The 24384-nt window shown below is 54.5% G+C and carries 21 protein-coding genes and 1 pseudogene; 8 read left to right on the top strand and 14 right to left on the bottom strand.

Annotation, left to right across the window (positions count from 1 at the left end; all coding sequences use genetic code 11):
• Window positions 1-90 precede the first annotated feature (90 nt).
• A complete protein-coding gene (locus RQI55_RS15710; RefSeq protein WP_311273205.1) occupies window positions 91-975 on the top strand; it encodes a transporter in 885 nt (294 codons plus the stop codon).
• Window positions 976-1134: 159 nt separating this feature from the next.
• Window positions 1135-1464, top strand: a pseudogene (locus RQI55_RS15715) (integrase core domain-containing protein); the annotation flags it as partial.
• Between the two features lie 208 nt (window positions 1465-1672).
• Here RQI55_RS15715 and RQI55_RS15720 read toward each other — a convergent pair.
• The 8 genes from RQI55_RS15720 to RQI55_RS15755 form a co-directional block, all read right to left on the bottom strand.
• Entirely contained in the window at window positions 1673-4426 is a 2754-nt protein-coding gene (locus RQI55_RS15720; RefSeq protein ID WP_311273204.1) for a pitrilysin family protein, read from the bottom strand.
• Window positions 4426-7293 carry a TonB-dependent receptor plug domain-containing protein gene (locus RQI55_RS15725; protein WP_311273203.1) on the bottom strand — a complete coding sequence of 956 codons (2868 nt, stop codon included), beginning with the start codon at window positions 7291-7293 and terminating at the stop codon, window positions 4426-4428. Before RQI55_RS15725 ends, RQI55_RS15720 begins: the two co-directional genes overlap by 1 nt.
• A gap of 124 nt (window positions 7294-7417) precedes the next feature.
• Window positions 7418-8437, bottom strand: coding sequence for a FecR domain-containing protein (locus RQI55_RS15730; protein WP_311273202.1), 1020 nt, complete (start codon window positions 8435-8437; stop codon window positions 7418-7420).
• 93 nt (window positions 8438-8530) lie between these two features.
• Window positions 8531-9055, bottom strand: coding sequence for an RNA polymerase sigma factor (locus RQI55_RS15735; protein ID WP_311273201.1), 525 nt, complete (start codon window positions 9053-9055; stop codon window positions 8531-8533).
• A 272-nt stretch (window positions 9056-9327) separates the two neighbouring features.
• On the bottom strand, window positions 9328-9912 hold the full coding sequence (locus RQI55_RS15740) for a DUF1349 domain-containing protein (protein ID WP_311273200.1): 585 nt from the start codon (window positions 9910-9912) through the stop codon (window positions 9328-9330).
• Between the two features lie 172 nt (window positions 9913-10084).
• Entirely contained in the window at window positions 10085-11311 is a 1227-nt protein-coding gene (locus RQI55_RS15745) for an amidohydrolase family protein (RefSeq protein WP_042617170.1), read from the bottom strand.
• A gap of 51 nt (window positions 11312-11362) precedes the next feature.
• Entirely contained in the window at window positions 11363-11833 is a 471-nt protein-coding gene (locus RQI55_RS15750; RefSeq protein ID WP_311273199.1) for a GAF domain-containing protein, read from the bottom strand.
• 56 nt (window positions 11834-11889) lie between these two features.
• Window positions 11890-13260 (bottom strand): MFS transporter, encoded by a 1371-nt coding sequence (locus RQI55_RS15755; protein WP_042617168.1) that lies wholly within the window; start codon window positions 13258-13260, stop codon window positions 11890-11892.
• Window positions 13261-13360: 100 nt separating this feature from the next.
• Between RQI55_RS15755 and RQI55_RS15760 the strand changes: the two genes are divergently transcribed.
• Window positions 13361-14284 (top strand): MurR/RpiR family transcriptional regulator, encoded by a 924-nt coding sequence (locus RQI55_RS15760; RefSeq protein WP_042617167.1) that lies wholly within the window; start codon window positions 13361-13363, stop codon window positions 14282-14284.
• A gap of 60 nt (window positions 14285-14344) precedes the next feature.
• On the opposite strand, the gene RQI55_RS15765 is transcribed toward RQI55_RS15760, so the two are convergent.
• Window positions 14345-15256 carry a LysR family transcriptional regulator gene (locus RQI55_RS15765; RefSeq protein WP_192065870.1) on the bottom strand — a complete coding sequence of 304 codons (912 nt, stop codon included), beginning with the start codon at window positions 15254-15256 and terminating at the stop codon, window positions 14345-14347.
• 95 nt (window positions 15257-15351) lie between these two features.
• On the opposite strand from RQI55_RS15765, the gene RQI55_RS15770 reads away from it, so the two are divergent.
• The 3 genes from RQI55_RS15770 (at window position 15352) to RQI55_RS15780 (ending at window position 17606) form a co-directional block, all read left to right on the top strand.
• Entirely contained in the window at window positions 15352-15675 is a 324-nt protein-coding gene (locus RQI55_RS15770; RefSeq protein ID WP_192065869.1) for a nuclear transport factor 2 family protein, read from the top strand.
• Window positions 15672-16451 carry an SDR family oxidoreductase gene (locus RQI55_RS15775; protein ID WP_243258347.1) on the top strand — a complete coding sequence of 260 codons (780 nt, stop codon included), beginning with the start codon at window positions 15672-15674 and terminating at the stop codon, window positions 16449-16451. Before RQI55_RS15770 ends, RQI55_RS15775 begins: the two co-directional genes overlap by 4 nt.
• A 225-nt stretch (window positions 16452-16676) precedes the next feature.
• A complete protein-coding gene (locus tag RQI55_RS15780) occupies window positions 16677-17606 on the top strand; it encodes a YihY/virulence factor BrkB family protein (protein ID WP_243258346.1) in 930 nt (309 codons plus the stop codon).
• A gap of 62 nt (window positions 17607-17668) precedes the next feature.
• On the opposite strand, the gene RQI55_RS15785 is transcribed toward RQI55_RS15780, so the two are convergent.
• Window positions 17669-18631 (bottom strand): LysR family transcriptional regulator, encoded by a 963-nt coding sequence (locus tag RQI55_RS15785; protein ID WP_192065864.1) that lies wholly within the window; start codon window positions 18629-18631, stop codon window positions 17669-17671.
• A 107-nt stretch (window positions 18632-18738) separates the two neighbouring features.
• Here RQI55_RS15785 and RQI55_RS15790 point away from each other — a divergent pair, with 107 nt between their 5' ends.
• Window positions 18739-19509 carry an SDR family NAD(P)-dependent oxidoreductase gene (locus RQI55_RS15790; protein ID WP_311273198.1) on the top strand — a complete coding sequence of 257 codons (771 nt, stop codon included), beginning with the start codon at window positions 18739-18741 and terminating at the stop codon, window positions 19507-19509.
• Window positions 19510-19520: 11 nt separating this feature from the next.
• Window positions 19521-20507, top strand: coding sequence for an aldo/keto reductase (locus RQI55_RS15795; RefSeq protein ID WP_311273197.1), 987 nt, complete (start codon window positions 19521-19523; stop codon window positions 20505-20507).
• A gap of 112 nt (window positions 20508-20619) precedes the next feature.
• On the opposite strand, the gene RQI55_RS15800 is transcribed toward RQI55_RS15795, so the two are convergent.
• The 4 genes from RQI55_RS15800 to RQI55_RS15815 all read right to left on the bottom strand — a co-directional run bounded on the left by RQI55_RS15800 (window position 20620) and on the right by RQI55_RS15815 (window position 24366).
• Window positions 20620-21933 (bottom strand): AarF/ABC1/UbiB kinase family protein, encoded by a 1314-nt coding sequence (locus tag RQI55_RS15800; protein WP_243258342.1) that lies wholly within the window; start codon window positions 21931-21933, stop codon window positions 20620-20622.
• Window positions 21930-22277 carry a DUF393 domain-containing protein gene (locus tag RQI55_RS15805; RefSeq protein ID WP_243258341.1) on the bottom strand — a complete coding sequence of 116 codons (348 nt, stop codon included), beginning with the start codon at window positions 22275-22277 and terminating at the stop codon, window positions 21930-21932. Before RQI55_RS15805 ends, RQI55_RS15800 begins: the two co-directional genes overlap by 4 nt.
• 385 nt (window positions 22278-22662) lie before the next feature.
• A complete protein-coding gene (locus tag RQI55_RS15810) occupies window positions 22663-23565 on the bottom strand; it encodes a LysR family transcriptional regulator (RefSeq protein WP_243258340.1) in 903 nt (300 codons plus the stop codon).
• Window positions 23566-23616: 51 nt separating this feature from the next.
• Window positions 23617-24366 carry an RraA family protein gene (locus RQI55_RS15815; protein WP_243258339.1) on the bottom strand — a complete coding sequence of 250 codons (750 nt, stop codon included), beginning with the start codon at window positions 24364-24366 and terminating at the stop codon, window positions 23617-23619.
• Window positions 24367-24384 lie beyond the last annotated feature (18 nt).

Consider the following 24384-nt stretch of genomic DNA (forward strand, 5'->3'; position numbering starts at 1 on the left):
GACGCGGGAATGATGTCGTGCGCCGATTTGTATCCGACTAGCCGCTCGCGCGGAGACCATCGTCATTGTTCATGTGAGGAGGGATGAATAATGAAATTGAAGACATGTTGGCTCGCTGCGGTCGTATCCGCGACGGCACTTTCTGCGCAGGCGGCCGAGAACGGAAACACACAGTATTCGCCGGGTTCGGCACAGTTCTTTGCCGGTGGGATGCCGCCATTTCCCGGCTTTTATTTCGTGTCGCAGATCAGCTACTACAGCGCTGACCGGACGAACGATTCAAACGGTGACAGGATACCGATCGACTTCAAGGTGAAGGCGTTGGCGGAGACCTCGCGCTTTCTCTATATCAGCGACATCAACATCGCCGGTGCCGACGTCTGGGGACAGCTTGTCGTGCCTGTCGTCCATCTCGACATGTCCTTGCCGTTTGGGCACGACAAATCCACTGCGCTGGCCGATATCATTGTTTCCGGTGGCCTTGCCTGGCATCCGGATCGCTACAACACGTTTGTCGCGGGTCTCGACATTGCTATGCCCACCGGCAGTTACGATGTATCGGAACTCGTCAATATCGGCACCAATCACTGGTCGGTTCAACCCACCGTCGCATATCATTACACCGACCCTGAGGGCTTCGAGTTTGGCGGTGTCGCCCGTGTGATCTTTAACACCGAGAACACGGATACAGATTATACTTCCGGCAACGAACTGGTCATCGATTATGCTCTCGGCTGGAATTTCGACAAGCTGCGCGTGGGCGCCGTCGGCTACTATTTGCAGCAGCTCACCGATGATAGCGGACCGACGGCCCCTGCCGATGGCAAAAGAGGCAAGGGCTTCGCGGTTGGTCCGTCCCTGACATACAGCTTCAATCCCGGCATGCAGCTCGGTGTCTCCTGGCAGCATGACGTGGTGGCGGAAAACCGGTCGCAGGGCGATATCTTCTGGGTCAATTTCGCCACGAAGTTCTGAACAGCGCGTCCATGCCCTTGGGGGGGACATTTTCGCAAAAGCCCGTCTGGTGTCATCGTCCGGCACCAGACGGATCGGAGCGATCATCGGACAAGGCCACGACTGCTAAAGACTGGGCAAAGCGGTCTAGTTCTCTTGGCAGCCGGGTGGGTCGTTTGATCCCTCAATCGGTTCATCGAAGGGCGCGGAAAGCCGGATACAATTCGGGCGGATAATGGGCTCTAGTACATCAGCGGCACACTTTTGGCATTAGCCAAGAAGCGGAACATCGCCATCGCCCATATCCAGCCGGGAAAGTCGGCGCAAAACGCCTACATCGAGCGCTTTGACAGCACGGTCAGGCATGAATGCCTGGGATGCTTCAAGTTTGATACTGTCAAGCAGGCGCAGGACTACGCCACACGATCGCGCTGGACATACAACCCTGATTTGCCCGATATGGCCACGGGCGTTATCACTCCGAGGCAAAAGCTGAAAATGGCAGCATGAATTCTACTGCCGATCCCGATTAAAAACGGGTAGATTACCAGATGAACAGGTGTGTGAATATAGGTGCTGTGATGACCACCATTGCTCTTCCGCTGTCCCGGATCAACATATCCATCAGGTATGCGTGGCCTGGCGGTGCGGCTGAGTTCACTTGCCATGGCTCTCTTTCTAATTCCATTGATGTCTCGATCTCCCCACTGATATTCCGCTACCGCTTCGGCATTTGAATCAACACTGCGATGTTGTCCGTGCTGAACGCGCCGCGGGCGTGGGTTGCCAGCAAGGTTGGGGTGATGCGCTTACCAAGACTTTGCACCCGGTTAAGATATCCCCCATTGCCGTATCGGAGATAGCTCAGCGCAAGTCTGCGTAACAATGTATTCGGGTCGTCAAGTCGGCCGAGTTCAGCAAACGCAATGTCACCCCGAACTCGATTGACATCCGCATTCAACGCTAACTCCGGCATCGTCTTGAGCACACCGATAGCGGCGTCCGCCAGTTTACTGGCTGTTTCAGGTGCACATTCGAATGACAGATTGCCGATGATCCGGTTTGAGTCAGGATCAAGTTCAAGGTCGAACTGCACGGAATAAACGCCGCCCAGTTCCAGCCTCAGTTTGTTCTTCAGCGCTTGCTGGGCTAATGGCGTCAGCGTCGAGACGATAAATGCACCCTCTGGTGTCCAGTTCATCGGTGAAAAAAACGACATTTTCACACGTGCCTTATCGGTATCAAATGTTTCGATGTTGGCCGTATGAACTCCATTGCGTTGAAGCGCTGGCATCTTGGATAGTGGCTTTGCGCGCGAAACCGCGCCAATCATCTCGGCAAAGGCCGTCTTGATGGTATCGTCCGGAGCGGCTCCGACTACAAACCATGTAACTGGTGCAGATAGGAAACCCTGAGCGGTAGTCGCCAGGCTCTCTGTCGTCACGGTGTTGATGTCGATGGCGGACAGCTCCTTAGCAGCGGTACCATACAATAGCTGCGTGTAGTCGTCGGGGTGCGCAAGGGGTGCTGACTGTTTAAGAAAAGTGTCCAATGCTTCGTCTCGAACCGTGCCGAACGCCACACTCGAAGCATATTGTTCGAGAAGAAAAGGCAATTGGTCCGTCTGAGCCGCAACTGCGATATCGAGCGATCCCTTTTTGAGAACCCAACTCCAGCTTTGCTTTTGTGATTGTTGCCAGCGATCAAATTCACTTTGTGACCAAAAGTGAAAGCCACTCTGCTGCCGTAACTGGATGGCGGTTTGTGAGAGGATGCTGCCGAATTCGGCGTTCATGTAACCTGGATGGGACTGCCCCGACACGTAGATCTTGCCATCTGGAGTTTGTCGCTCCAGCCATACGACTTTATCGCCATTTGAAAGGTGCCATTCAATGATAGATGGATCCTTGTTGTGGGTTTCAGAGGTAATTTTGCCGTTCCGTGGCAGTTGAGCCTCCTGTGGCCATTTTGGCGGCTCATCCGCTTTTGCCGCGTTCGGTGTCTCTACGATGGCTGGCAAATCTGGAAGTGAATCGAGTGTTCTCAACCGTGTGTTTGCGTCTGTGATCTCGTCAACGGTGGGCAGTACCCGCGTGACGTTACCTTGAACCTGATAAAATAGGACCTTATCAGGCGAAGACAGCATGTCCTGCATCCTTCGATTAAGGCCTTCAAGTGTTATGCGCTTTAACAAGGCGTTCGTTTTCGCGGTGCGCGCTTGCGGCTCTTCAAGGACGGAGCCGGTAAGTACAGCGGAGGCGATTTTATCCTCCCATTCGGCGAAAGTTCTTTTTCGCGCGGCATCAACATTGTTTGTGTTGATACGCCGCGCATTCGTCATCAATGAATTGAAGCCATCACCGGAAACCCCGTTTCGGCGCAACCGCTCGACCGTCTCTAGCAGGATTGGCCACGCTGTTTCGTGATCGTGCGTGCGGGCATTGAAAGCCAATATCAACCGTTCTTCGGTCGTCTCCTGCGCGACAAATGCTAGACCATCGACTGCATGACGGAAGTGAAGGCCTTGGCTTTGAACGGCGTCTCGGATGAGGCGTATCAGGAAATAGTTTTGTAGATACGCGAACTGGCCATCTTCACTTTTACGATCTGGCATGGGTATGCGCAGCGCATAGGTCACCTGGGACGAGGAGCCCTCTTCATCCTGGACCAGTCCCGTCGTTATACCATTCTTAAGCGGAAGCTTGACATAGGCGCGATCCGGGCGTGGCTGCTTTGGCGCGGAACCGAAAAGCCGCTTGATGGCGTTCACAGCAATCTGCCTGTCGATGCGACCGGACAGAATGAGCGTCATGTTGGCGGCTACGTAAAATCGCTTGTGAAATGCACGGATGTCGGCAATGGAAACCTTCTCTATGCCGTCACGCGTGCCGATTGTCGGGCGGTCGACATAACGTGATCCGGCGCGCAAGAGGGCTTTCTTCTGGCGACTTATGCGGTCAGCAACGCTATTTCCCTGGCGCAGCTCCTCGAGGATGACGGATCGTTCCTTTTCCCAGTCTGCTTCTAGCAATTTCGAGCCAAATGCGAGGTCAGACACAAGCGCTAGAGAGCCCTCGAGGTCGAGCGCATCGTTTGGGCGTGTGCGCAGCATGAATTGGGTTTCGGTCTCTCGGGTAACGGCATTGACCTGAACGCCTGTTCGCCAGCCGAGATGCTGGAAGTAACGGTGCAATGTTTCAGGATGCGCCACGCTCGACTGAAAAACCATGTGTTCTAGTATGTGCGCAACGCCGCTTGGCGTTTCCTCATCGACGGAACCCGCATGCACGATCAGCCGGATGTTGAAGGGATCTTCCGACTTTTCGCTATCATAGATGATGTAGGATAGTCCGTTTTCGAGCGTTCCCCGTGTCAGGCGGAGATCCCATGTTGGTTCATCTGCAAAAGTGGTCTGCGAAAAAATAAGAGTGAGGCTGATCGCTGTGATAACGAGACTAACAATTTTCATCATCAGAACGTCGCCTTGGCGCCGACCCAGACCGTACGACCGATTATCCAGGGCTTCGATTTCGAGCTAGTGGCGTTGCCTGTTTCATCGAACAGATTGTTGACTTTGACATTGAAGACGAGGCTGGCATCGTCCTTCTTATAGACGGTGTAGTCGGCTGACAGATCAACCGTTAATGCTGCGTCAAACTCGAAGTCTTCGTAAATGTCGTGAGACATTCCATCGACGATAATGGTTTTGTCGGTATTTTTGGCGCCGGTATAACGAAGATTGTAATTGCCAGAAACGTCTATGTGAAGGCTGTCATCCAACCAAGTGCTGGAAAGCCCGGTCTGGAGGCGGAGCGGAATATCCATGTTGCCGGTTACGACACTGAAACCGGCTTGGGTGTAAGACTTGCCTTTGTACCAGATATGATCGTCTTCGAAATCGTCTTCGAAGTAGCTGTCATTGGAAACCTCGCTCTTGGACCAGGTTACCGATGCGTTGAAGCGGAGTTGCTCGAGACTGTTAATAGAGCTGACTTCAATATCCTTGGAGTATTCGGCCGTCGCAGACTGATACGCGTCGTGGGCGTTGTTGGTCAGAATGCGGCCTAGCCCGCTGGTCTCTGAAGCGAATTGGTCCTTGGCTCGGCGATCAAGGAAACGCAGCCGCCAATCGCCATCAAAAATTGGATCCTTGCCGGATAGACCAAAAGTGATCTCGTCCGTGTATGGCGTTTTTAGATCGGAAGCGCTGTTGCTATAATTTCCGGTGATCGCAGTAGATGTCCAGCTATCGCCGACAACTCCGCCCGTATGAACACGTCTGTATGACTGTGCTCGTGGCTGCTGATCGCGAATTGCGAAAGCGAGGCTTTGCGCATTGTAGTACCGGTTGACACCTGCGGAGACCGAAAAGTCATCCCAGGGCGTCACGGTTGCGACCAGACGAGGTGAAATGTCGAGATTTTTCATATAATCGTCGTATGAAAGTCTTGCTCCAGCCCGTACGTTCAGCCAATCCCAGGTTTGCTCAATCTCTGCATAACTGTTGAACGCGTTCAGTTCGGCTCTGATATCAAATGCCTTATAAATCGTTTTATTGCTCGCAAATTGCTCGCTGCTGCACTCTTCGGTCGTGTTGCAAGTAAACCCGGGGATCGTGCTAGAAACGTCGCCAAGTGAGGTGTATACGCCATAGTATAGAGCGTCCTCTGGGCGCCTGCGATAAGCTTTCGTATGGGTGTATTCGGTGCCAACGGAAAACGTACCATTCCAGATATCACCCGTCAGGTTTTCGGACCATCCGAGTTGCTCCTGGCCTTGCTCTTTGTCTCCGATTGCGCCGTCGTAGCAGCGGGTAGTCGTTTTGGTGGGATCTGTCTGGCACCAGTCGGATAGCTCAGATGAGGTGAAAATACCGCCACCAAGTTTGGAGTCTCGCGTAGTCTGTTGTACAAAGGCTCTGGCAACATTGCCGTTCATATCGTTTAGTGTGTTTGACTTTCCATATGTTAGCTTTGAGGCCAGCTTGACATTGGAGAAAGGAATACCGCCAGGGTTGACGTCCCCGAATTCGTATTGATGTTCTAACTTGCTTGTGAGGCTGCGGGTCTCGGTATTCAAAATCAGGTTGCGCCATGTCGCGCTTTCCCAAGCTTGATCATAATCCGTATAGGCACCCTCCAGAGTGAAATCTCCGAAGTCCGTGTCGGCCTTTATTTGCGCTCTGTAAAAATCATTCTGAGAGTCTTCATCGACGCGGTCAGTCTCTTTGTATCGATATTCCTTGTCCTTGTGTGTGGAGGCGCTCGATCTACTGTACTGGCCCAGGATGGCAATATTGTCTGTCACCGGACCACTGGCCGAAATCGATGATCGCCGCTTGATAAATTCATTGCGGGCGACGCTGTTTGGATTCAGGCCGTCCTTAGTCGCAAGGTTGAAACTCGTCCAATCACTTGAGGTGTAATCGATGCTCGCACTCCGTATCCAACGGTCCTTCTGCGCATCCATTAACTTGTACGAAACAACACCGCCCTGGAAATTCCCGTATTTGGCAGACGCATTGCTATCGATGACGGTTGCCTCTTCGATAAAGTCTGTTGGTACAAATATTGTCTGAGAATGCAGTCCATAAATACGGTCTGCATTTGGCGGCGATTCAGTTGTTGCAAATTCCTCACTGCCATAGCGCTCCTGACTACCCGTGACGTCGTTGATCTCCATACCGTTTATGATGAAGTTGTTCTCATAAACACGTGCGCCCGAGATCGATACCTCACGAGGTTTCAAGTCTATGACGCTCTGGTCTGTAATGCCGGCGTCGTCGTCAACATCGTTCTGGTACTGGACGTTTGGAAGGTTGCGAAGGATACCATTGGCATCGTTGCCTTCCGCGCGCGCAGTAATCTGGCCGCCGTAAAGCGTGCTGGTACCTGTGTCAGCAACGCTCCCGGTACCAAGGCCCACGCCACTGCGCGCGCCTTTGACCACAATCGTTTCAAGTACAGTCGAACCTTCAGAAGCCTGCTCGGTAGTTGATGCCCCAGCAAGCATTACCGCGTTGGGGCCGGTCAAACGGATCGTGACGTTTGAGCCTGATAACATTGCCTCAAGAGCTTTGAGTGGCGCCATCCTGCCCGAAATTGGGCTTGATCGCTTGCCGCTGATAACAGCTGCCGCATAACCAACCTGCCAGCCGCTCTGCCGGATGAATGTGTTGAGGGCTGCGTTCAGTGGCTGCGCCTCTATGGCGAACACCACTGTATTTTCTGTAATGATGTCCTGGGCATGAGAGTTTGTGGGGATCAGTTGGGTAGATATAACCGCTGTCGTAACCAGTAACGCCGCGAAACTCTTTCCGCGCTTTAAACCTCTATTCACTGTCGTCCCCATGTCCAGGGCGCTAGGCACGCGCCCTTATAAATCCACATGCGCGCCGCTGATCACGACGCCTCAATGGGATTGACGAAAGAGGAGAATGAATCTCACAAAAAAAGTTGAGTATTTAACGAATGATTGTGATGCCGCCTGGCAGGAAGGTGACTTTACCACCGACAGCACTGACAATGCCGTTGAGAGCATCCTTCGCGCTTTCAACCCTGTAGTTCCCACTAACAGGTATATCCAGGATTGATCTGTTCAAAACGAAGACCTGCGAATTCCAGTAGCGGGAGATTTCGTCCAAGGCCTCACGAAGAGGCTTTTCAGTGAAGACGATTCTGCCTTCGCGCCATGCCATCGTCTCATCATCGCCGGTGGGCAGTGCGGCCGATATACCTTGCTCCGTTGCCCGTGCCGTTTGCCCGGGTAAAAGATGGACGGGGCGGATCTCTTCGCGGTTATGGGTTAGATATACCGAGCCACGTTCGAGTTTGACGGTATCGTTATTCGTGCCGACCCGCACATCAAATGCCGTGCCGGTAACCGTTGTCGTGGAGAATTGTCCGTTCACGCGAAATGGCGCAGTTTCGTTGTGGACGACATCGAACCAAGCTTCGCCCTGAATGATCCGGACGCCACGCTTTGTCGCGGAAAAGTCCAGCGCAACGGCACTGTCTGAATTGAGTTGCATGGTCGTTCCATCGGGAAGCTGGACGGTGCTGATTTCCCCGACTTGTGTCGTGAAGTCGGCTGTCGGCAACCGGAGAAACGCCAGCATCATCTGGCTTGTCCCAGCGATCAGCAGGATCGAAGCTGCAGCGGCAAATGCATGCCGACGTCGAACGCCTGCATGATTGGTCGGCTCTTTAGGGCTGCCAGTCGTTGATCCAACCGTGTCGTACTCGTCCTGAAGTCTTTTTGAAGCAACAAGTGTTTCAGGACAGCTCCAAAGATTTTTCACCCGTTCGAAACTATCTGCATGGCTGGGGCAGGCCGCCAACCAAACCTGGAACGTCTCCAGCTCGGCAGCCGTCGGCTCACCGCCGACTTTGATGGTGATAAACCACTCCAACGCCTGATCCGTGACGGGGTCGGCATGTCTGTAGTCACCGTGATCCGAGAGGTTGTCATTCATCGAAACCATCTATGCCTTCCGAACCGGATGTTCCCACATCTACCTAGACGTTTCATAACTGGCGATCTCACAAAAAACACACGGAAAGGTTTGGTGCCGACTTCAAGGAGGATCGATCCGTGATTTGAGATCAAGTAACACGCCCATCGCCAATTTGATGTCGTTGAATACAGTGTTCTGTGAAACGCCAAGCTGCTTTGCGATTTCCGGATAGGAAATGCCATCGACCCGACTTAATATCCAGACCTGCTGGGTGCGCTGCGGAAGTTTCAGCAGGGCCTTGGAAAATGCGCTGAGCAAATCTCGTTGAATGACAATAGCTTCGGGAGACGGCTCTGTGGAAGCAACACTGTGTAGCGCATTTTCATCAAGATTCCGGGCTTCGTAAATCGACCTGACCTTGGCCTTACGCCAATGATCAATGGCCAGGTTTTTCGCTGTCTGCCACAAAAATGCTTCTGCGTTTTCCAGCGGGTGTAGGACTGAGGCGGTCCGAGCGCGCAGGTAGGCGTTCTGAACGATCTCTTCAGCCAGAGCGTGCTCGTGGACGATGCGAAGGATGCGATGACGAAGTATGTCTTGAATTCTGAGGAATGCCGTATCGAGCTGATTGGTGTTATTGCCCATTCTAGTTCGATCTTTCGGCCCTGCAAGTTTATGAAGGAATAACAATCTATACAAAATTTGTCATGTTATTAATTGGAGCCGAAAGAGATTTCAAGAATAATGTGCGAACCGGTGAAAGCAGTCCGATGCGGGCTCGCATTCATTTAGGCACAGATAAGGATCAACACAGAGTGGTCACTCGGCGTCTGAAGACGCTAGGCCGCCGCACTTCGTGAGACAAAGAGAATATTAGCTTTCAAAATCGGCTCGATGCCCATCGCCATTGGCTATCATCAGGTCAGATTGTGGAGATCGGTGGTTATTGCCGGACCGATCGAAAACTCCGAGAAGCTTATAGACAGGCCGCTCCGTTCCGGCGTGCAGGCGGTCGGCCCAACTTGATAGCGTTCCGCGATCGGGAATGGCGCCAGCCGCAGCAGGGGCCAGAATTTGCCGTCTCTGGAGGCCTGAATACGCATTGCACCGTTGTTGACGGTGACGCGGATGTAGAAATCCTCAATTTCCTTGAATGGCTGCGAAATCGACCAGTCCGACTTGCCATTGGTTACGACTGTTGAGAGGAAAAGCTCGCCATCCGTAAACTCAACCCCGGTCTTTACCCACTTCGTGTCATCGATGCGAACCATCAGGCCAGCCTGATCGTAAAGAGTGCAAAACTCGCCGCGAATACGGATAACGGCGGTAAAGCTGCTGCCAGTGTCAAAGCCTAGAAAATGGCCGCTGTCGCGGGTGAAGCCGTAATAGGTTTCGCGCCAGAAATCAGTCTTGGCGTCCGTCACGATGGTCAAGCCATCGTCGTCCGCCTTCCAGCTCTGTGGCTCGTTTAGCCACATACCGTTGTTGAAATCGATGCTCATGAAAATCTCCCCGTTCCATATTCCGCGGCGGCGTTGAGGTGGCAAAATTGCTCTACAATGCTGGCGGTCAGTTTAAGCTATTGAGACGAAATCCATGAGCTATCTCTTCGATAGTGCTCGTTACCGGTTAGTCATCCTCGGAGCAAATAAAGACAGACACTACGCCTGGAAATCAAGAACCTTTGACGAATTCGCCGCCCTTTAAGATGAATGGCATATGCTGGCCTTGTCCGGTCAACAAAGAAAGGTCTTCAAGCGGGTTGCCATCGACAACGATAAGGTCTGCAAATGCGCCAGCCGCGACGGTTCCAAGCTTGCCCTCGTAACCCAGGGCCTTTGCGGCATCGAGTGTAGCTGAGCGAATGACATCTGCAGCGGGAAGGTGCTGACCCCGCAGGACAAATTCCTCTGACTGATGTTCATGCATCTCTCCCAGAAGGTCGGTGCCATAAACCATCGTTACACCTGCTTCATGCAGAACCTTGAGTGCGTTGAAGCCCGCGCTTCGCACGTCTTCAATCTTTGCGACAGAAACGGGTGGAAGCCCCAGTGAGGCGCCATCCTTGGCAAGCCGATCATAAACGATGTTGGTCGGCACGACGAATGCTCCACGTTCGCGCGCCAGTTCCGCCGTTTCAGGCGTAATCAGATTGCCATGCTCGATGGATTTGACACCGCATTCGATAGCACGGCGAATGGCAGCATCTGTGTAGAGGTGAGCGGCGACGTAGGTCTGGGCATTCTCCGCCTCTTCGACAGCAGCAAGCATTTCATCTCGCGAAAAGCCTAGGTTGGCGATAGGATCGGTCGGGGATGAGACGCCACCATTTGCCATGAGCTTGATGAACTGCGCCCCCCCTTTGATTTCCTCACGACAGGCTAGACGAACCGCATCGACACCATCGCAAATACGCCCCAAAGCTCCCAGTTGATCTGGATAGTGCTCAACCGAACGACGATTGAACCGGCCTCTGTAGTCGGTATGACCACCAGTCTGGGACAGTGCCTTGCCGCAAATGATCAATCGTGGACCGACGATTGTTTTTTCTTCCAGTGCTTCGACCAGACCATGATCGGCACCACCAAGGTCACGGACCGTGGTAAAGCCACGCATCAACATGTCCTTCATGATTTTGGCCGATCGCAATGCGACCAATGAATTGGGCAAATCTGCGTTCGCACCCAGATCAAGCTTCGTAGCAATGACATGGACATGCCCATCGATCAGGCCTGGCATGACGGTCTTGCCTGCAAGATCGATTATCCTGTCTGCTGGCTCTGTTATAGTGTTGCCTACGTCAACGATGAGATCGTTCCGGATAAAGATATCGACCGGAGCAGTTGGCTTGCTCTGTGAGCCGTCAACGATGCAGGCATTTTTTAGAAGAATCGTCGTCATCAGTCTTTGCTTTCATTCGAGCCGCTGTAAATACGGCATGTTTTTTTAAAATTACCGCGCGGCTTGCAGAAAATAGGGGACGAGCCAAGGCGCGAAGGCTTCTGCACGAGCAAGATGGCTCTCGTTGTAGTGACCTGCCCTGTGGGTAAGATTGATGGTCCCGACGCATTTGCCATTGAACACGACGGGTACGTTGATCTGTGTGCCACCGCCGAGGCTCGCGATCAGTTCGTGATCGAAAAAAGCCCATTTCAAGTCATCCATGTCTTTGGCGAGAAAGCTCTTCTGTTCGCCAATCACATGACGCCCCCATGGCGTATCGGTCATGGGTTTGCGCCCGGATACGGGATAATGGTCAACATCGGACGAATAGATGCGCACAACTTCACCGCCATCCACCGCCAGAAGCGTGAAGAGAATATGCCCTACCTGCTGCTGCAGAAGCGCGTCCAGCGCCTGAAAGAAGGGCTGAGGCTGATTGCTCTTTCTCATTGCCTCGTACAGCGAGATGTCATTTTCCATGTCTGTTCCTTTCCCAAGCTGGGAGCGACATCCGTCGCTCCCGATGACACGGCGTGTTATTTGGAGCTTCCACTGAACTCTTCAGCTTCAATTTCTTCCAGCGAGCGGTCTTTCGTCGGAATTCCCAGGATCAAAACTGACGCAGCGCCGATCACCAGGATGACTGTCGTCATGCCGAACACGCCCACAAAACCACCGATAGGGTAAACTGCGCCCACGAGGATTGGTGCTGCGATGCCGCCAATTCGCCCAATTGCCGATGCGGTACCAACACCCGTCGCGCGGATACGGGTCGGAAACACTTCCGGTGTGTAGGCATATTCCCCAGCCGCAACGCCGTTGATAAAGAAGGAAAGCGTCATCGCGAGCGCGATAACCTGAGTGTCACCGTTGGCGAAAGCAAGCGATAGAGCAGATACAGCGGCCAACGCCATGTAAAGAACGATGGTGTAGGGGCGACCGATCTTTTCGCAAAACCATGCTGCGGAAAAATAGCCTGGAATTTGCGCCGCATAAATGAGGATCGAAAAGGAGAAGCTCTTCGTCATCGTCATGCCACGTTCCACCAACAGGCTCGGAATCCACGTCATGAACGCATAGATGCTGAAGGTGACCGATACCCACAAAAGCCAGGTCATGATGGTGATCCGTAAGAAACGCGGTGACAGAAGTGTCTTGAAATTGGCGAAGAGGGACGTATTCGGTGTTGCTGCAACCTGTGGCACGGAAGCGGCTGCGGGCAGGGAGACACCCCGTTTGCGGTAGTCATCTTCAATCGCTGTAACGATTTCGTTGGCTTCGTCATGCCGGCCCTGGCTTTCAAGCCAGCGTGGCGATTCTGTCAGACTGCGGCGCCACCATAAAACGATGATGACTGGCATGGCCGTGACAATCAGGGCATACCGCCATCCATCTTCGGACGTCGGTACCAGCAAATAGCCGAGCACCGCCGAAATGACGAAGCCGAATGAGAAGAAGGCTGCGAGCGAAGCGGTAAACCTGCCGCGATATTTGGCGCCAACGAATTCCGAAAGGAACGGCGCTATGATCGCGGCTTCCGCACCCATGCCGATACCGCCGATGACACGAATTGCGAAAAACTGATGCCAATCGTTAACCGCAGCACCTGCAAGACTAGCAAGGCAAAACAGCACCAGAGCCCAGAGCATGACATTTTTGCGGCCATACCGATCACCAATCGCTCCGGCGATCAAAGCACCGATGAGAAATCCGACATAGGTACTGCTCGCCAGATAACCGACCTGAAGGCTCGTCAACTGCCACTGCGCACGCAACGCAGGAAGCAGGAACGCGATAATACCCGCGTCCCATGCCTCGAACATGTAGCCAAGGCCGCCCATCATCAACAGTTTGTATTGGAAGCGGCCAACAGGCAGCCTCTCCAGTCTTGCAGCAGTGTTATACATTTCCAGTTCCCATTATATAGTGCGATTGCTTGCCGCGCTTATGCAGATTGCGTGCGCAATGTTTTGCCACGCAATATTTTTTGCACAGGATAGTTTAAAAATGCAATATGCAAAAAACGCTGCAGACGAATTTGTGCAGTCACTGGAAGACTGGCTTCGCAACCTCGATGAAAAGCATGAGCTTACGCCAGCCGCGCACCAAGTTGTTCAAGCGGTGATCAACGATCCCAGACATGCGTCTTTTGCATCTGCAGCAGAGCTTGCACTAAAAGCCAACGTCAACGTAGCGACCATTACGCGAACAGCTCAAAGCCTTGGTTTCTCTGGATGGCCGGACTTGAGACAGGAAATCCGTGTCCGCTTTATGAGCAAGCTGTCGGCCCCAGAAGTGAGTGTTGTGCATCAACAGGAAACCGGTTCCGAGCGGCCCTTCGATGCTGCATTGAACCGTCAGATCGAGCAATTGACAGCCTTGCGCAGGCGCACGGACAGACAGTCTGTTCGCGATGTTGCAAAAACTGTTGCAGACGCCAAGAGACGCATTGTGGTTGGGTCCGGCAGCTTTGCATCCATAGCCAACATCCTCGCTCACCACGCCACGCTTTGCGGTTATCGTATGGAATTGGCCACGGATGGCGTGATGATCGCTAACGCACTGGGCGATGTGAAAGAAGGTGATGTCGTTGTTATCATCACCTTCTGGAGGCTTTATAACTCCGCCATTCGGGCAGCTCGAAAAGCTAAAGAGCGCGGTGCGACGACGTGTATAATCACGGATGCTGCCGTCGATGCCCTGAGGGAAAATGCTGACTATCTCCTTCTAGCCCCAGCAGAAAGCACTTCGTTCTATACCACGATTTTACCCGGTATCAGCCTTGTGGAGGCGATCTCAGCAGAGCTCGGTGCCCTTGATCCAGAGATGAGCGCTAGGTCTATCGCAAATTTCGAGGAGCAGTGGCAAAGTCAGGATTTGCTCTTCACAAAGACAGCGCCCATGGCGGGAAAACCCTTTGATAAATTATGAACATCCGTGCCTACTTGCGGGTCTCATACTTGAACAGCGATTGCAACGAAACGACTGGCCCTAATGTCGGCCAGTTGCGGATCTTGAGAGTTCACGAGCGAGTTCCAGAAACGCTCTCACGCCCGCCGACAGGTTTCGGCGGCCGGGATAGTAAAGGCAGAGCCCCGGGTACGGTGGCGTCCAATCTTCCAGAACACGGATGACGCGTCCCGCTTCGATATCTGGAAGAACATCCTGCTCGAAAAGGTAGCCCAGACCGGCACCTTCGATGACAGCGGTTCGCGTAAGGCTGGCTTCATCGAGCGAAATCGCGCCCCGCACATCGATCTGCACCTGCTCGCCGTCTTTTTCAAAACGCCATCTAAACAACGAGCCGTCCGGCAACCGAACACGAATGCATTTGTGACCCAGAAGATCAGGAGGAACGATGGGCTTGCCATGCTGATCGAAATATTCAGGAGAACCGACCACGGCGTGTCGTTGAGGGTGGCCGAGCGAAACGGCAATCATGTCGCTGGGAACGAGACCTGCAACCCTGACGCCCAGATCAAAACCGTCTCTGACGATATCGACCATTTTTCCTTCGGTGACGATATCGATGTTCATATCGGGATAGCGTCGCAGGAACTCAAGAACGAGTGGTGAGATGATGGCGCGTGCCGCAAAGGGTGCAGCATTGATCCTGATCGTTCCGGAGGGTGTCTCTCGTTGCGAGCGAACCAGATCCAATGCGGCATGGAGATCCTGAAGCGATGGCGCGACCTGCTGCACAAACAGCCTGCCGGCATCCGTTAGCGACACGCTGCGTGTGGTGCGGTTGAACAGTCGCACACCCAGCCCTGCCTCGAGCCTGCCGATTGTGTGGCTCAGTGCGGTCGTCGATATGCCCAGATCAATGGCTGCTGCGCGGAATGTTCCGCGACGGGCAATCGCAATGGCTGCTTCAAGTTCCTTCAGACTGGCGTGATCCATTGTCCCGATCCGTTCAATACCGCATGCCGCTTTATCCCACTTATCCAAATACTGGTCGAGGGCTAAGTTAGGGGTCGTTGAGCAGGAGAAAAACGATGGATATGCCCCAAATTGTGAAGAACTATTTCGGCGCCGACAGCCGCAGCGATATCGATGCACTCCTCAAAACTTTTGTGGTCGACGCGGTGGTCGAGGACGAGAATGCGCGCCACCAGGGAGATGTGGCAATCCGCCAGTGGTGGCTGGCCGCCAAGAAAGCGACCCAATACCTTGCAGAGCCAGTGGAATCCAAGGTTGAGGGCGACAAGGCACTGGTTCGGGCCAGGGTGAGTGGTCAATTTGCGGGCAGCCCGGTGATGCTCACCCACGCTTTCACGGTAAGGGATGACAAGATCGTCAGACTGGAGATTCACTCATGACCGACTTTCTCGATCTGAGAGGCAAGCGCGCGCTCATCACCGCCGGAACCAAAGGCACAGGTGCTGCAACCGTCAGCCTTTTTCGCGAACTTGGTGCGCGGGTTCTGACGACAGCGCGGGCGCATCCTGAATACCTGCCGGAAGAGCTGTTCGTTGAAGCGGACCTGACCACCGAAGCGGGATGTGCAATGGTCGCGGATGCTACGCGCAAGCGCCTTGGCGGCGTCGATGTCATTGTTCATATGTTGGGTGGATCTTCAGCGGCCGGTGGTGGCTTTTCGGCCCTGTCGGATGATGACTGGCACAAGGAGCTGTCGCTTAATCTCTTTCCGGCTGTTCGACTGGATCGGCTGCTCGTTCCGGACATGGTCGCGCAAGGAAGTGGCGTCGTCGTGCATGTCACATCGATCCAAAGGGTATTGCCGCTTCCGGAATCGACAACCGCCTATGCTGCGGCCAAGGCAGCACTTTCAACCTATAGCAAAGCCATTTCCAAGGAGGTGGCGCCAAAGGGTGTGCGGGTCGTTCGGGTGTCGCCGGGCTGGATCGAAACGGAAGCCTCGGTCCACCTGGCAGAGCGCCTGGCGAAACAGGCCGGGACAGATATTGAGGGTGGCAAGAAGATCATCATGGACGGGCTAGGCGGTATTCCGCTGGGGCGTCCGGCAAAACCGGAAGAGGTCGCGAACCTGATCGCCTTCCTCGCCTCAGACCGCGCGGCCTCTATCACCGGGACCGAGTACACAATCGATGGAGGAACGGTGCCGACGGCATGAAGGCGATTAGCACCTGGATCAGGCGGGTGCGCTCCATCCGCCTGACTAAGCTCCGTCACACCTTGGCGCTCGATAAACCTCACCGTGGATGAGAGCGCCTTCACATCCGTTTCAGCTTGAATGCTAATATGCTTATGCGATACGTGGCGGGTCGAAATGGCTAGGGTAAGGTGCTTGGACAGGAATAACAGCAAGTCAACTGAGGTTGGCGATAACCGAGGCCGTATGGCGGCAACGCCTGGTGAAATCACATCTCTCGGTTATCGGGACGTGTTCTGGCGCGTCTTCGCAGGATTTACGGAAGATCGCGTTACGTTGGTTGCAGCTGGCGCCACCTATTACCTTTTGCTGGCTCTGTTTCCTGCTTTGGCTGCACTGGTTTCGCTCTACGGGGTCTTTTCCGACCCTTTGACCATCGCGAAGCATATTGCATTTCTATCCACGACGCTGCCTCCAGGTGGCTTTGACATCATCGTTTCCCAGCTCGATGCATTGTCACAACAGAAGAACTCCACTCTGAGCTTTGGTGTGATTACCGGCTTCATGGTTGCTCTATGGAGTGCGAATAACGGCATCAAGGCACTCTTTGAAGCCATGAATGTTGCCTATGGTGAGAAAGAGAAGCGCGGGATCATCCGGCTCAATCTGAATTCGTTGGGCTTTACCTTTGGCGCTTTGCTCGTTGCCATAGCGTTGATTATAGCCGTTGGTGTCGTGCCAGCCGTTCTCGGTTACCTTTGGCTGGACCAGTGGACCGAATTTCTAGCTAAGATAGCCCGTTGGCCTTTTCTGCTTCTGATTGTCGGCTGTGGCATTACAATGATGTACCGCTACGGGCCGAGCCGGGAAGCTGCCAAGCTTCGCTGGATCACATGGGGTGCGACCTTTTCGACCTTTCTCTGGCTGGCGGCCTCGGTCCTTTTTTCACTCTATCTTGAAAACTTTGCCGACTACAACGCGACCTATGGGACGCTTGGTGCTCTGATCGGTTTAATGGTCTGGACCTGGATATCGGTGATCATCCTGATCTTGGGCGCAGAGCTCAATGCCGAACTCGAACATCAGACAACCATCGATTCTACCACTGGCAAGCCAGTGCCAATGGGGGAACGGGGAGCCCATGTCGCGGACACCATTGGTGAGCAGTCTAACTAACCTGCCTCTCATGATGTCCTTCAGCCCGGATTAAAGCCCGGCCATCTTGGATTGTCGCGCCATCATTGACCGGCTGGTATTGAGAGATGGGCAACGGGGCCATGTTCATCGAACACTCGGGTCAACCCGTTTTGATGGCGAATGATGTTGACCAGGGATCGCAGGCCCGGGTGGCCGTGGCGGCGACTGTCGTAATAGACATGGAATGGTTCGCCCGGAGAGGCATGGTCAGCCAAAACAACCTTCAACGCGCCGTCCCTGATCTCATCTGCAATTCGCGCCTCCAACAAATATGCCAATCCGAGGCCAGCCTTTGCTGCCTTTATTGTCGTGGCCGTGTCATTGATGGTTATCGAACCTGGTACTCGCAGCCTTAAATTCCTGGTGCCCTCAGACAGCTCCCACTTATATGCAGAGTTATCTCCAAGGAGCAGTTGGAGGCAATTATGTTGGGCCAGGTCGTTGATAGAACTTGGCGTCCCGTTGGCCTCTAGATATGCCGGTGATCCCGCGACCACCCAGCGTTGTGGGCCTGATAGGGCCAAGGCAACCATGTCCTCTGGTACGTTATGGCCATAGCGAAAGCCCGCATCATAACCCTCAGCGACAATATCGATCGGACGATCCTCCACAACGACTGTAATCCTGACATCGGGGCATATGCGTGCGAACTCTGGTAGTGCAGGAGCGATCAGCAAATGGGCGGCATCAGCGAAGGCGTTGATGCGAAGCTCGCCAAACCGCGCAGCACCGGGCACGCGGAGCGAGTGCAGTGCTGCGCCGATGACATCAAATCCTTCAGTAAGCCTGGAAGCCAGTTCCACGCCCAGATCCGTCGGGGCCACGGCCCGGCTTGTTCTGTTGAGAAGTTTTGCGCCAAGACGACTTTCCAACCGCCGCATCGCATGGCTAGCGGCCGAAGGGGTTATCCCAAGCTCGATGGCTGCGGATTTGAAGCTCTGCCGGCGCACGATGGTCGTGAAAAGTCTCAAATCCGCAAGATCGACGCGCTCGAAGAAATCCATGATGCTTCTCTTTCATCGTAAGAGTGAACCAAGTTCATCATAAAGCATGAGGCTTTGAAGCGGGCAATTGCTATGACAATGCCTGAGGACTTTGAGGAGGAAGTAGAATGTTCGACGGGTTTGTTTTTAGCGACCTCAAGGGCAAGCGTGTCCTTGTAACGGGAGGCTCGACGGGAATTGGCGCTGCGGTGGTATCGGCATTCGCGAAGCAAGGTGCTCGGGTTGCCATTCACTTTAACGAAAGCCACGATGCCGCCGCCGCGCTTCAGGGCAAGCATTCCGAAAACACGGTGCTGGTTCATGGGGACCTTGGCGCGCCGGGTGTCGGCGCACGGGTGGTGGACGAAGCATCACGTCTTCTCGGGGGACTCGACGGCATCATCAACAATGCAGGTGGCATGTTGGGCAGAGTACCGACCACGGAAGTCAGCGCCGAACATTTCGACCGTGTTTTGGACCTCAATGCGAAGTCACTCTGGGAAGCAAGCGTCGCAGCTCATCGCCATCTCGTGGCGTCCGGGGGTGGGTTCATTATCAACACGACGTCAATCGCGGCCAGAAATGGTGGCGGTGGTGGCGCCGTCCTCTATGCAGCTGCAAAGGCTTTCGTCAGCAGTCTGACCCGAGGCCAGGCCAAGGAATTCGTCAAGGACAGAATACGCGTGAATGCGGTGGCCCCCGGCCTGATCCAGACACCATTTCACGATCGGTATACGTCGGCGGAGATCATGGCCGCCCAGCGAATGACCATTCCCATGGGACGGGAGGGGACGCCGGAGGAGTGCGTTGGAGCATTCCTCTTCCTCGCCTCGGAGGCTATGTCCGGATACATCACCGGGCAGGTCATTGAGGTCAACGGCGGACAATTGATGCCATAAGGAGATGATGCATGAACTATAGAGAGTTTGGTAGAACGGGACGGTCTGTCTCGGAAATCGGATTTGGTGCCTGGGCGATTGGCGGCTCCTGGGGCGATGTGTCAGAGGCGGATGCTCAAGCGGCGCTGAACGCTGCCTTGGATGCAGGCACGACATTCATCGACACCGCCGATGTTTATGGCGATGGCCGATCCGAGAAGATCATCGCTGATGTGTTGAAGGCACGGGGTGGTGAACGGCCGTTCGTCGCCACCAAGGCAGGCCGTCGCCTGTCGCCGCACATATCCGAGGGTTACAACAAAGACAACCTGACCATGTTCGTCGAGAGGTCGCTCAAAAACCTCGCAACGGATTGCCTGGACCTTGTTCAGCTGCACTGCCCGCCAACGGAGGTGTATTATCGCCCAGACGTTTTCGAGGCGATGGAATCGCTGATCAAGGCGGGGAAGATCAGAAACTACGGTGTTTCCGTCGAGAAGGTCGAAGAGGGCCTGAAAGCGATCGAATATCCGGGCGTAGCCTCTGTCCAGATTATCTACAACATCTTCAGGCAGCGCCCCGCCGATCTTTTCTTTGGTGAAGCCAAGCGCAAGGGCGTGGCGGTCATCGTTCGTGTTCCGCTTGCATCCGGCTTGTTAACCGGAAAGATGAATGCTCAGACGACCTTTGCAGCAGACGATCACAGGGCATTTAATCGCAATGGGGAGGCGTTCGACAAGGGTGAGACATTCTCCGGCGTTCCTTATGAGGTTGCGCTCCAGGTTATCGAGGATATCCGCAGGCTTGTTCCCGGTGACGTGACAATGGCCCAGTTCGCTTTGCGCTGGATCCTCATGAGTGAGGCTGTCAGCACGGTCATTCCAGGGGCAAAGAACGCCGATCAGGCCAATGGCAATGCTTCGGCAAGCGGTATCGCGGAAATCTCGCCGTCGACGATGGAGCAGCTGAAAGCTATCTACGAAAACCGCATTGCTCCTCACGTCCATCACCTTTGGTGAGCGATCGCTCGTTGCACTAGCGTCATACCGAGAAGGTATGAACGAAGCTCTTTCTATGCGCCAGTCCCGGCGCATAGATCAGCCGCTCATCCACTCGTGGTTCAGACGACCCTTAGCAAAAGCGCGCAAGCGTGTCGGCCAGTGGAAGACGCGCGCGCATGTTGGTCAGTAGCAATGCCATGCCGCCGATCTTGCGTTGAATAAGCAGCGTATCAGCAGGAGGCAGGTGCCAGCTTGCACGATCGGCCATCATCGGCGTTGCACGTTCACGGATCATCGCAATGACATCGCGGTCGGCAAAATCGAAAAGACCATTTCGGCTCGTCTCGATCCGGGAAACCGCAAGGCCAATCATGGCATCCAGTGTCGTACCGTGTCGCAGCACCTGGACTGGGGAGATGAAACCCATCTTCACGAGTGCATCACGGATCGCAGGGACATCGCCCGTTAACCCGATGCGCAGCAAAATGCGATATTGCTCAGCAATCTCAGGCGCTACCGCACGTGTGGCACCAAAGTCCAGAAGCACGATTCGACCAGCGTCGCGCTGCCAGCGATAATTCGCGAAATTAGGATCTGTCTGCATCAGGCCGAATTGGAATAGTTCCTTTAGGAGCAGTTCGAGCAGTGCTTGCGATGCCCGGTTGCGATCTGCTTCCGGTGCCGCGGCCAGTGTTTCTAAGGGGGCGCCCGGAATGTAGTCCATCGGCAGAACAGTCCTATGGAGAAGATCGGTGACAGGCTCAGGCACAACGAAACGCGGGTCATCTGCAAGAAGCCTGCGGTAGCGGCGCATCTGCTCTGCCTCCCGCAGGTAGTCCGCCTCTTCATGCAACTGCCTTTTGGCCTCAGTCAGATAAGGTGCCAGATCAAGTCCTGATGGTAGCAAGCCCGTGATCCGCAAAAGCGCTGCAACATTGTCAATGTCGGCATCGATGCTGGCCGAAATCCCGGGATATTGGACTTTGATCGCCAATTCGCGCCCTGATGAAAGAACGGCGCGATGAACCTGCCCAATTGAGGCCGCTGCTATCGGTGTCATATCAAATCGAGAGAAATGCCTTTGCCAGTCTGGGCCCCAAGCTGCAGTCAGCGTTTGCTGGAGTTGGCGATCCGGCATGAAATGCGCGCTCTCTCGCAAATCGGCAAGGATCACCGCGAGTTCGGGTGGCAGAAGGTCGCCCGCATCGAGTGACAGCATCTGTCCAAGCTTCATGGCGGCACCTCTCAGGCGCGACAACTGCTCTTTAGCCCTAAGCGCATTGGATGGTGTCAGGAGCAGATCGGAAAGATGCGGGCGTTCTCCCTGCGCCATCCTGCGCAAGCCTTCACCGACCATCCCCGTTGCGACGCCGCCGGCAAGCTGGCCTAACGCCGCAAGCCGACCGAGACGGCTTTTGGGGACGGGGCGAAACCGGTCCTTCATCGGAAAAGCCTCTGCAGCCGGGGACGAATGCGCAGGAAGCCACGATAGGCCGCTTCGAACAAGGGTGTGACTGGGGGCCAGCCAGCGATCTTTCCCAGTGGGCGCAAGATCGGAATGGCGCGCCACATGGCCGCAAATGCCGCCGCACCCGAGAGCAACCTGTCGCCCTCCTGCGCATGGAAGCGGGCCAGAATGTCTGCGCGATCAATGGGGCAGACCGTCAAAGGATCGCAAGCATCGATAAATAAGATCGCCCCGCGCCGATCGAGCCGTTTCATCAATGCGATTTCTCTCTGACACAACGGGCAATTGCTGTCGAACCAGACTGTCACTTGCTCAGCCATGACGATGGTCTCCAGTTCTGATGAGTGCTGGAATCTTGTTGGACACGCGTGGGCCAAGCGAGTTTCCTGAATGATGTCTTAGACATATTACGGCGACACGCTGTATTCAGATCAGGCGAGTAATGTTGGATTCGGCTTTTCTTTCGGTAGGCCCCACGCTTCCTCAACTCTACTGTTCTGAAAGCGGTAGTTTTAAATGGGCGCCTTGAATATTGCGGGCGAATTGCGGCAACAGCTGCACCCTGCATGACACGAGTGTCACCCAGAAGGGGTAGCTTGGCGACCCCACGGCATTTATGATCTGACGGCACCAGATTCGGTCGAGAATCCAAACATCATGGGCATGCAATAGGCCGGAGCATGCTTGGACTGTTATCGGGTGGCTTTAAACGTTGAGGGTTGTCTCACGCAGAACCCTCCTCAGCCAAGAGCGGGCAGGATCCCGTTCGGTTCGTTTGTGCCAGGCCATTTTGTAGATGATATCATGCGTGACGAAGGGCAAGGGCGATACGGTCAGGTCTTGTCCGTTCCGGTAACTCTCAACGAAACTCAGCGGTACTGCAGCGGCGAGATCCGAGCGCCGCACGATCTCGATGGCCTCTTCCGCCTTGTTGACGACAAGTGAGATATCGCGTGCCCCACCGGTTTGCTCAAGCCATTTATCAACGATACCCATCTGCCCTGTTGCCTGCTTTACCAGGACATGCCTCGCGCCAAGAAACGCCTCTTTTGATACGGGGGCGACGAGGTCTGGATGGTCGTGGCGGAAAATACAGACATATTGATCCGTAAAAAGTGGCTCCACAGCCAACTCGGCATCCAAGGTTGGAAACATGCCGACCGCACAGTCCAATACGCCGCGTTCTAGACCATTGATCGAGCTGGGGTTGGAGTGGACATGGAAATGCAGTTTCGCCTGTGGCGCTTCTTTCAGAAAACGGGCTGTGAAATCGGGCAAAATGCGTGAGATCAGCGTCTCTGTCAGCGCAACGTTGAACGTCAGGCTGGTTTGGGCCGGAGAAAAAGCCTGAGGCACTGCAATTTCGCGAATCTTGTCCATTGCGGCCTGCAAGTCCGGCCAGATCTCAAGGGCCTTGGCTGTTGGCTCGATGCCGCCGGGGACCTTGATGAACAGTTCGTCCTGCATGATATGCCGAAGCCGCCCGAGCGCATTGGATACCGCCGGCTGGGTGAGCGAAAGCCGGTTTGCCGCGCGTGTCACACTGCCTTCGGCAAGGACAGCGTAAAGGACATTCATCAGGTTCAGGTCGATCCGTTTTTCCTGCATAGCCCTATCCTTAAATGTGACATGCAAGCCGCACGCTTGCGGCGGTCGCCCTCAAGCCTTCGGTTTGCGTCGCATGACATCGCGGATCGGCGCACCGTTGCTAATGGCCTTTTGACGCATTTCTTCGCTCTCGGCAATGTCTTGCGCATGTTTGAGGACTTGTTCGATTTTATCAAATGGAACGAAGCACACACCGACTTCATCTGCCAGGACGAGATCGCCCGGGCTGACGGTCACACCGCAGATTGTAACAGGTATGTTGATAGCGACAGTGCGTACCCGCCACTTGCCTGTGATGGGGCTGACGCTCCGGGACCAGATCGGATAACCGATATCGCGCGAATGACCGATATCGCGGACTGCGCCATCCACAATGGCTCCGAGCTCACCCTGCCGTTTGGCGATGCTGGCCAGCAGCCCTCCCATATTGGAGATTTTGTCTACGCCCTCCAGAACAAGCACATCACCGGGTTCGGCGAGGTTATGTGCCTCGACGTCGGCCAGCTCCGGATTGCCCGTTTTAAACACGTCGATGGGGCTCATATCATCGCGCAACACATTCTTCACCGTCAGTGCCCGGCCAACGACACGGGCGGATGCGTCGGTCGGCCGCAGCATTCCACCGGGAACGGCACCGGCAATGCCCAGTTCGTCCATTGCATCTGATGTCATTCCGGTAAGGTCCGGCAAAGCGCGAAAGCCCGCAAGGCTGTCGGGGTCGATTTTGGGCAATGTGAAGATGCCGAATGCCTCGAGCGGAAGCCGTCCCAGCGTTTCAATCTGCGGGTTGTTCTGGTCCATTGGGGTGCTTTCTTGAAA

This window comes from Rhizobium sp. WCS2018Hpa-16, from assembly GCF_031843705.1.
GTDB lineage: Bacteria > Pseudomonadota > Alphaproteobacteria > Rhizobiales > Rhizobiaceae > Agrobacterium > Agrobacterium tumefaciens_C.